Origin of the sequence: Pantoea sp. BAV 3049 (genome assembly GCF_009765445.1) — a bacterium.
In the GTDB taxonomy this organism is placed as follows: domain Bacteria; phylum Pseudomonadota; class Gammaproteobacteria; order Enterobacterales; family Enterobacteriaceae; genus Erwinia.
In genome coordinates, this window is record NZ_WHOY01000031.1 from 4,708,794 (window position 1) to 4,717,878 (window position 9,085).

General features: G+C 38.2%; 7 protein-coding genes and 1 pseudogene. 7 read left to right on the top strand and 1 reads right to left on the bottom strand.

The features are described 5' to 3' along the window. Positions 1-57 precede the first annotated feature (57 nt). The 6 genes from GSQ70_RS23410 (at position 58) to GSQ70_RS23435 (ending at position 7,000) form a co-directional block, all read left to right on the top strand. Positions 58-927, top strand: coding sequence for a hypothetical protein (locus GSQ70_RS23410; protein WP_158784754.1), 870 nt, complete (start codon positions 58-60; stop codon positions 925-927). After that, positions 911-1,531 carry a methyltransferase domain-containing protein gene (locus tag GSQ70_RS23415; RefSeq protein ID WP_158784755.1) on the top strand — a complete coding sequence of 207 codons (621 nt, stop codon included), beginning with the start codon at positions 911-913 and terminating at the stop codon, positions 1,529-1,531. Before GSQ70_RS23410 ends, GSQ70_RS23415 begins: the two co-directional genes overlap by 17 nt. 447 nt (positions 1,532-1,978) lie before the next feature. Beyond that, positions 1,979-3,274 (top strand): hypothetical protein, encoded by a 1,296-nt coding sequence (locus tag GSQ70_RS23420; protein ID WP_158784756.1) that lies wholly within the window; start codon positions 1,979-1,981, stop codon positions 3,272-3,274. A gap of 136 nt (positions 3,275-3,410) precedes the next feature. Then, on the top strand, positions 3,411-3,962 hold the full coding sequence (locus tag GSQ70_RS25825) for a hypothetical protein (RefSeq protein WP_199257302.1): 552 nt from the start codon (positions 3,411-3,413) through the stop codon (positions 3,960-3,962). 63 nt (positions 3,963-4,025) lie between these two features. Continuing rightward, complete coding sequence (locus tag GSQ70_RS23430) at positions 4,026-5,144, top strand: hypothetical protein (protein WP_158784757.1); 1,119 nt, start codon at positions 4,026-4,028, stop codon at positions 5,142-5,144. A 359-nt stretch (positions 5,145-5,503) separates the two neighbouring features. Then, a complete protein-coding gene (locus GSQ70_RS23435) occupies positions 5,504-7,000 on the top strand; it encodes an Ig-like domain-containing protein (RefSeq protein WP_158784758.1) in 1,497 nt (498 codons plus the stop codon). Between the two features lie 100 nt (positions 7,001-7,100). Here GSQ70_RS23435 and GSQ70_RS23440 read toward each other — a convergent pair. Beyond that, positions 7,101-7,436: pseudogene (locus tag GSQ70_RS23440) on the bottom strand (DDE-type integrase/transposase/recombinase); the annotation flags it as partial. Positions 7,437-7,678: 242 nt separating this feature from the next. Between GSQ70_RS23440 and GSQ70_RS23445 the strand changes: the two are divergent. After that, positions 7,679-9,085, top strand: a 1,407-nt coding sequence (locus GSQ70_RS23445) for an inverse autotransporter beta domain-containing protein (protein ID WP_199257303.1), incomplete at its 3' end; no start/stop codon positions are given.

The window sequence follows — 9,085 nt, forward strand, 5'->3', positions numbered from 1 at the left end:
GGCTCATCATTTTTAATGGCTGGAATTTTCTATTTAATAAATAACTGACGAGGCATTATGACTAAGTACTTTTTTAAGGGGATGTATGGTTTAGGGGACTCTATTTATCAACGTCCTTTTTTAAGCTATTTTCCTGGTGCATATGTCCGTACTTGTTGGCCTGAGTTGTATCAAGACTTGGACATAAACTGCGTACGCAGTAAAACACGATTACGCACTCAGGCTAAAAATGAATTGCGAACGAGTTATACTTTTCATTCTCCTCCTTCTTCAAAAGATTTGATAGTTAAAAGTATTGGCTATAGTGCAAAAGATTTGACGATGGGTGGGATAATCCAAACGTTTCGAAACCAGTTTGGCGTTAGTGGAAATCTGCTATTTGATTTACCACACTTTAACGATGATCATCCGTGGATTCCTACTGATAAAAAAATAGCAGTCATCCGCCCAGCAACTATACGCACGGAATGGGCTAGCAATTCGCGTAATCCAGATCCTGAATACTTAGCTATTGCTGCAAGAACGTTACGTCAGCATTTCTATGTTGTAAGTGTGGCAGATACACTACACGGTGTAGAATGGATAGTGGGAAGTGAACCAGAAGCCGACCTCAAACTTCATCGAGGAGAATTATCACTTACTCAATTATGCTCACTCTATGATAGGGCTTCTTGCATTGTAAGTCCTGTTGGTTTTTCACTACCAATGGCAATAGCATATAAAAAACCACTATTCATAATCGCAGGTGGGCGGGGAGGGCATAATGCTCCAAACATTGTGACTGATGCAACGATGAATTTATCAAAACTAAGCTGGGCTATACCAGATAAATACTGCATGTGTACAAATGCAAATCATAACTGCAGCAAATATATAAGCAGTTTCGATAATAAACTTAACGAGTGGCTATATGAAATCGTTCTCTGATGAGTTGCAAAATGGGCTTATATGGTTGCCTGAATTAGGAATGGGGTATTACCCAGTACCTCCTGAACGTCCATATGACGAAAATTATTTCACACGATACAAGAATATGGCTAAAACCCCCATGGGGAGAGAGTTAACAGCAGCACGCGTTCGTCTAGTGCAACAACATTATAGCGGGCCGTTGGTCGATGTAGGTGTAGGCGCTGGTCAGTTCATAAACGCACGGCCTGAAACATTTGGATATGATGTAAATCCATCAGGTGTAAAATGGCTAAAAAAAACGTCTCGGTGGGTTGATATATATACAGGATATCATGCTGCTCTTTCATTTTGGGATTCTCTTGAACATATAGACTTTCCTGACAAAGCTGTTGCCAGGGCAGAAAAGTGGGTCTTTTTGTCTATACCTGTATTTGAAAATGGAGATTCTATATTATCTTCACGGCACTATCGTAAAAACGAACACATATGGTACTTCTCACACAACGGTTTGATTCGTTGGTTTGGTACCCTAGGGTTTAACTGTGTAGCATTTAATTTCATAGAAACTGAACTTGGTCGTGAAGGTATAGGTAGTTATGTTTTTGAAAGAGTAACACGCTAGACGATAATAATATTAGTTAATTAATGATTAGGTGTGCATTCCTTTTTTGAGTTTTTTACAAAAAGGTAATAAAACCCAGTTATTGTTATGTCATTGAAGGTAAGTAACACTACAACGTTCTTCTGCAACTACTGCAGTCGTGCGGTAGCTATGCCTTAAATAATGAAATTTGCTCTCATGAAATTATACTGCAACTTGTAAGCTTAAATGGATTACAAGTTAAGTTTATTATAAAAAGTGATTTAAAATTCTCGCCTTACTTAATATTTAGATTTTTCATTGCGATGAATATTATTAATGATGGTATTTATGAGGCTAAATACTGTTGATTTGATATGAACAATTCATACAGAAATTATTTATGTCTGGATAGGGTTGTAAGTAAAACCAGTACCATCTTAATATTTAGTAAATGAAAGATAAATCATTTTAAATCTGGAGGGAAATATGATATTTGATGATCTCTTTTTACCAGTGCTTCCTCAGGCATTTTCAGAAAATGAAATATTATTAAGTGACATTGAGCTGGGCGGTGGGGTTTTCGTAGGAATTACCGAGTATCAAAGAGTAAATAATTCTGATGAAATAGAAGTTTATTGGGATGGTATAAAAGTATTTGAATACTATATAACCATTGTAGAAGGTGCTTTCCCGTTAAGTCTTATAATTAAGACAAATGTTGGGTTGGGAAAGCATGAGTTATACTATACAGTCACCGATATAGCTAAGAATAAACAAAAATCTCAGGAAATAGTAGTTACTGTAATTGATGGGGATGTTGATGACAATTACCCCGCCCCAATATTTACAGATGCTGTAAATGATATTATTTCTTGGAGTAGTATAAAAGAAAATAAAGGAACACATCTTTACATTGCACCATATAAAGATATCACTCTTGGTGATATTGTGACTATTTTCCTTACTAAAAAAGGAGCGTCTACATACAGTAAGTACAGTATTGTCTTAATATCTGATGAAAACATAAGCGCAGGGATAAATTATGTTATAGATTATGAATTTCTTATGTCTGGTGGTGATGGGGAAATCTTAGCTTATTACCAGGTGCAAAATTCAAAGCAGATTTATAAAGGACACTCTAAAAACTCATCTGCAGAAATAAAAAACACTAACGATCAGGAACTTTCTATAACTGTAACTCAGGGGGCAGCAAATACTGATTACGCAGCTATAAATTTATATCCTTTCAATTATGGTGTAATTAGAGGACAGGCTGGAGAATCTGTGACATTGGCGGTTTCTGAGCCAACGCTTTTCTCACCATCTGGACTGTCAGTTATAAACGACAAGTTAGATGAAGAAGGATTGCTATATTTCAAAATATATTCAACCTCTCAAGGTGTTAGTGAAATTACAGCATACAACAATTCAACTAAATCTGTATCAGAAGAATCTGTGTTCGGCCCTTATTCTAAGGGTAATGGAAAATTAAAGTCAATTAACTACTCAACGCTTGCTCCTGATAATGGAGTTACGCCTTGTTCAATTTATCTCAAAACGGATAATGATGCCGCTATAACCAAAGTTAGAGTGAGATTGCTAAATGGTAGTGCAGTGATTTCAGGTTACGGAACAAGTACTGCAGATATTTTGTTGAATCCTGATTTTAGTGCGGAAATTGATATTGTTAATAAAGTTTCTGAAATTGTAAACATTGAATTGTCATTACCTGAAGCATCCGGTTCTATCACATACGTGAGTTGTTCTTTTGTAGCGTATTAGTTTATATACATTAATCCGAAATAGATTCTAATGATTTTTATGAAAGCATTGAAACTTGTAATGCGGTATTGTTAGAAATATTAATCAATGTATTTATATTCAATATATGTTTCTATATAGGATTTCCCTAATTCATATGAAGAGTGTAATTATTATAGCTAGCGGACCTTCATTATGCCAAGAAGATGTTATTTCCTGTATTACCGATGGAAGGGATGCTATTGCAATCAATTCATCGTGGAAAATCATCCCGACATGTAAATATATTTATTCTGGAGATTTTAATTGGTGGCATCATTACTACCACACCATAAATGTTGGTGCAAATCTTTGGACGAGTAGTAAAGTTGCTTCACGCCTATATTCCATAAATCATCATCGATTACGTTGCAGATCTTTTAACTCTGGAGCTAAAGCAATACTATTTGCAGTTGAGCGAGGGTATGACCATATTATTCTGTTGGGTTTTGATTGCGCTTTATCTGAATCTGGCAGAACTCATTGGCATGGCGACCATCCCTCAGGATTAGGTAATCCTTCGTTAGATAAAATGTATAACTGGCTGAAACAATTCGAGTTATTAAAAGAGCTACTACCCGGTGTTGAAATTATTAATAGTTCTAGAAAAACTGCTTTAAATGTATTTCCTTGTGTAGAGCTTAAACAGGCACTACTATCTATTCGTTAAAATTATTTTTTATGTGCTAAATTTTGACGAATGCCATAAATCTATAATCGTAGAGAGGTTTTTATGAAAACATTCATTAATGAAGACGCTATAGTTGTAAGAGTTCTAAATCCAATAACTGTATGGCAGAAATCCTGGTGTGGCATCATCCCCTATGGCTTGACGGTACAAGTAACTGACACACAATTTAACCCTAAGCAGGGTGAAGTGATCGATGTAAACGATGGTGGCAGCTCCCCGCAAGTTGAGCAACTAAATAATGCCATAACAAATGCAGCCGGCTCAGCTGATATTTTTATGGACTTTACTGATGCCGCTCAAGAAAGCACTGTTGTTCTGGATGTTTCTGTTGAGGCTTCATCAGCTTCAGATAGTCAAGACTTAGATGAGAATGCTGAAATAGTAGTTTATATTATTGATGCTACTTATACAGCATCAGCCAGATTTGCAGCGGCGGCTGACGGGGTAATAAATGATGAGGTCTTTGATTCACAGGATCTTGTAATTATTGTCAGTTTGTTAAATAGCTCACAGGGCCTTTCATCCTCTGATATTATTACTCTTTATTGGGGCGAGCACGTTATTCATGGCCCGACTTTAGTAGACAATCAATACGCTACATTTGATCTCACTGGACGTGAGGAGTTGTTTCAAAACGGTACTTATAAGTATGGAGTGACCGTTGTAGATGTTGCCGGGAATGTTTCATTTTCCGATATCGGTGTTATTGTTGTTCAGCGAAACAATGCTGCAGGTTCAAATCCTTATCTTATTGGAGTTGACATTCCAGCTGCAGATGCCAACAATGGATATATAAATAAAGTTATGAATGACTATGCACTTGTTATTGTTGAGTTTGATACAAAATCAACTGTTTATAATGCGGATGGGGAAGAAGTTGCAGAACCATTTAAAAATGCAACTTCCGGAACCTTTATTGCTGCTGGATATAATACAAACGGTGCAGTAATAGTAACTAACTCATTTGATCTATCTCCTTATATTGGTGCTAATTATACTGATGACTTTAGTATCAATATGAATGATGTCAACCATTCATTTTTTAATACCATTGGTATTGGACGTGCTACTTTTTCATATAACCTTTCAATCGATGGAGTTAATTACTCAGTTAAGAAAGATGAGATTAGAACATACAACGTCAATGTATTAGGCCCATAGTCTTATCGCTTTCATATAAGATTGGCACTCTCTACCAAGGCTTGATTGGCCTTGGTTTTCACTTAGAATACATTAATTATGTAATTATATGGCCCTAGTGTTTACTTGTTGTTGATTCAATTACTCATCCCAAAAATAAAAGGTTCGATGTTGATAATGTTTATACTGCCAAAATTTTGGCTGCATTGTTGTTGCATTTTACTGATGGTCTTATATTTCCTGATTATGATATTACTGGCGTATTAGTTGGGGTTTTCACTAAATCATTTTCATATGTTGCTGTCACATGCTGCTACTGATAACGATGTAGTAGAATTTAGTTCTCGAGTTAAATTTTATTAATAATCTGAGGAGTTAATATGTCCTATTCTATCGAAGTATTTACGGCCACGTCAGGTTCACCCGCAGATGGAAAAGAAATGAATTCTTTTACTGCCACGATCGTCAACGGAACAACATACGCTGATAATGTAGAAATAACAGCCACTTTAACTGGTAATGCCCTTTTTGCGTCCAATAAAACAAACAAGGTTTCATTGATTACAAATAATCAGGGGGTTATAAATGAACAGTTTTATGATAGTACAGCTGAAACGGTAGACGTTCATATTGAGCTTGCAACTGACAAATCAGTTTCAGCGACAACCTCTAGTGTATTTATTCCGGTTAACGCTGTTGTTGAGAAATTACTATTAATAATTACCAGAGACGATGCTCTGGCTGATGGGGTTTCAGAGAATGAACTTTTAATTCAAACCGTCACTACTGATGGTATCCCTGTTCCTTCAACTCCGGTCGTCATTAGTCTTTCTGGTGGAGCTCAGTTTGTGGAGGGTAAGGAAGCTAGTTTAGAAATTACCACCTCAGACGATGATGGTACAGCGTCACTGGCATTTACTAATACAAACTCAGGCACTACTAAAGTAGTGGCTTATGTGAAAGGAAAGCTATCTATTGAAGAAGAAGCTGATGCCACCTTTAAGGAAGTTAAGCCAATTCTAAATACTGTCCTTAAAGTTATTGCAAACAATGCGATTGCTAACGGTCAAGCTTTTAATCAGGTAGAAGCCACTGTAACTTCACAGGAAACATCGAATCCTGTGTCAGGCATCAGTGTTACATTCCATGTCGATGGAAACGCTGCCACATTTAGCGATGGCGCAACAAACTTTACTACTATCACTGATGGTGATGGCAAAGCCTATGCTAGACTTATTAGTAAGCAACCTGAAGATTCTGATACAGTCACAGCAGAGACGTACACTGGACGCTCCAATTCAGTGTTCATTGATTTTCAGGAAGACTACCCTGACCTATCAATTGTGCGCGTTTTTAACCTAATTAAAACATTCAGCGGCACAGGTCCTACTGTTGCCTGGCCTGATGCAACCTTCTATGTTCAAGTTGCAGGAGGCAGTGGTGATTACAAATGGAGCTCAAATTCTAGTAGCGATCTTATCTATGAAGCAAGCGGTGAACATTCAGATGAAGCTGCTTTTACGTTCAGTAGTAATGCAACACATGATAAAGAGTATACAATTACAGTACAAGATATTAAGACTAATAATATATCAAGCATTTCTTTTTCTTTGGAAGCATTCTTCACTACATTTGGAACATGGAAGCAATATGACTGGTTAACTCCCAGTGAATATCCATCATTGGGTGAGCTTACAGCACTATTTGCAGAATGGGGGGATATGTCGAAATATAATGGATGGCTCATTCCAGGAGGAAAACATTACTGGAGCAACACTGAAGTTTTAGGGTTTGCTGAAGCAGTCAACCTAGTAGATGGTAAAATCCACACTTTTTCAATATTATCGCTGTGTGGTGTTGCGATTAAGAAGAAATAAACTCCATATTGTAATATTCGATTTTATAATTATGTGAGGTGAAGTTAACTTAAACTTAAATTTAAATGTGATGTATGGCATTAGTTGTATATTAATATGGTTAAGGTCCTGTCAGATCTTTATCAGAGTTTTTCTTGATACAAGGTCTGACAGGATTAAGCACGTTGCAAGCATAATGTCGTACGGATAAGTGAAATAATTTGAGATGCTGATATTGCCCTTTGCGTATCATATGTACCAGCTCAATACCTGCCAGGACAGTCTGTGCCCGCCGGAAAGATTTGAATCCCGTCATCAGTTTTATCCTCCGTTTGATGTTAAGGTGGTCCTGCTCAGTCAGATTGTTCAGGTACTTACTCTGTCTGACCTTTACGCAGTCACTGGCCTCTCTGCCGACATTGAGTTCGGCAAGGGCGGCAGTGTTTTTAATCGATTTTATCGAAGGTTTGTCCAAATTTAGGTAAGAACTTAAATGCTGATAAAACATACGTCTTGTTACCAACCGTTTAACTAATATAGATTATCATTCTTGTATCCTCAGGCTGGTTACCCACTGTTTGTGGTTAATTTTTCTGAATTTTTCATCGGAATTCTATCATTCTATTCTCGATTCGGCGGTAAAACTCTTCTGCCAGATTATTGTATGTTGTTGGGGGCATTTTAACGAGTGTTTTTATTATGAAAAACAAACCATCTTTTCTATCAAAAAATATTTTAGGAAGCCTGCTTGTAATAAGCTTAGTGATATCTTCCCTTTCAGTTGCAGCAGTCAGCTCGCCTTTTTCTTCCGATAGTACACAACTAATGACACAAAATCTGCAGTCATCTAGTACTTTAGATCCAGACAAAAGCCTTCCTACGTTACCTCTCTCATCTCAATTGAGTAGTGGAGCCCGAATGTTGGCTTCCGGTAACGCATCTGAAACTGCGAGGTCCTTTGCATCAGGGAAAGGTGCAGAAGCCATACAGAAATGGTTGGGATATTATGGCACCGCTCGCGTTCAACTCGATTGGAATCGTAATAACAACTGGGGCCACAGTAGCGCAGATTTATTAGTACCTTTGTATGATAATCAGATATCCCTGATGTACATTGAAGGTGGTATCCGTAAACCCGAAGGCCGTTTAACTGGCAATCTGGGATATGGAATCCGTACTTTCTGGGAAAATGGTTGGATGTTTGGTGGTAATGTTTTCTTCGACGAAGATTTCTCAAGAAACAACCGGCGTATTGGTTTCGGTGGTGAAGCATGGGTAAATTATCTGCATTTTTCAGCTAATACCTATGTGAATACAACTCAATGGCATAATTCTCAGGATCTCGATAATAATTGGCAGGAGAAGCCAGCAAGCGGCTATGATCTTCGTGCTGAGGGATGGTTGCCAGCATATCCTCAACTGGGAGCAAAGTTGATCTGGGAGCAATACTATGGAGACCAAGTTGCACTTTTTGATAAAGAACACCGTCAGCACAATCCATATGCGATGACGGCAGGGCTGGAGTATACACCTGTCCCGATACTCACACTGGGGCTTAACCAGAAGCAGGGGCAGAGCCAACATGACACACAGGCGGTACTGGAGGGGCACTGGACAATAGGACATAACTGGGGCTGGCATTTAAATTCGAATAATGTGGCGCAACAGCGCTCATTAGCAGGAAGCCGATATGATCTGGTGAACCGCAATAACGAAATTGTTATGCAGTACCGTAAGAATCCCGATGATACTGTGAAGCATCTTGAATTGAGGGTGATAACAGACAATAGTCCAGCGGATGGTGTGACGAATAACGTACTACTGGTACAAGCCACAAATGGCAATTCTCAGCCGGTGCGAGGGGCTCCATTATCTTTGATGATTGTAACAGGCACTGGAGTGACACTGACGTCATCACCTTCAACAACGGATGATAACGGACAAGCAAATGTAACCCTGGTAAGCTCAACACAGCAGACGGTGCGGATAAGGGCACAGAGTGGGGGGGCTTCAGGTATACAAGATTCTCACTTTTCTCCTGTAAATATTAATAAAATAACGCTGGCCGTGTCCCAGGACAATGCGATTGCTGACGGCACTAGCGAG

Excerpts from the sequence above, each read along its gene's own strand:
- GSQ70_RS23415 (WP_158784755.1), top strand. The coding sequence starts at position 911 with ATGAAATCGTTCTCTGATGAGTTGCAAAATGGGCTTATATGGTTGCCT.
- GSQ70_RS25825 (WP_199257302.1), top strand. The coding sequence starts at position 3,411 with ATGAAGAGTGTAATTATTATAGCTAGCGGACCTTCATTATGCCAAGAA.
- GSQ70_RS23430 (WP_158784757.1), top strand. The coding sequence starts at position 4,026 with ATGAAAACATTCATTAATGAAGACGCTATAGTTGTAAGAGTTCTAAAT.
- GSQ70_RS23410 (WP_158784754.1), top strand. The coding sequence starts at position 58 with ATGACTAAGTACTTTTTTAAGGGGATGTATGGTTTAGGGGACTCTATT.
- GSQ70_RS23435 (WP_158784758.1), top strand. The coding sequence starts at position 5,504 with ATGTCCTATTCTATCGAAGTATTTACGGCCACGTCAGGTTCACCCGCA.
- GSQ70_RS23420 (WP_158784756.1), top strand. The coding sequence starts at position 1,979 with ATGATATTTGATGATCTCTTTTTACCAGTGCTTCCTCAGGCATTTTCA.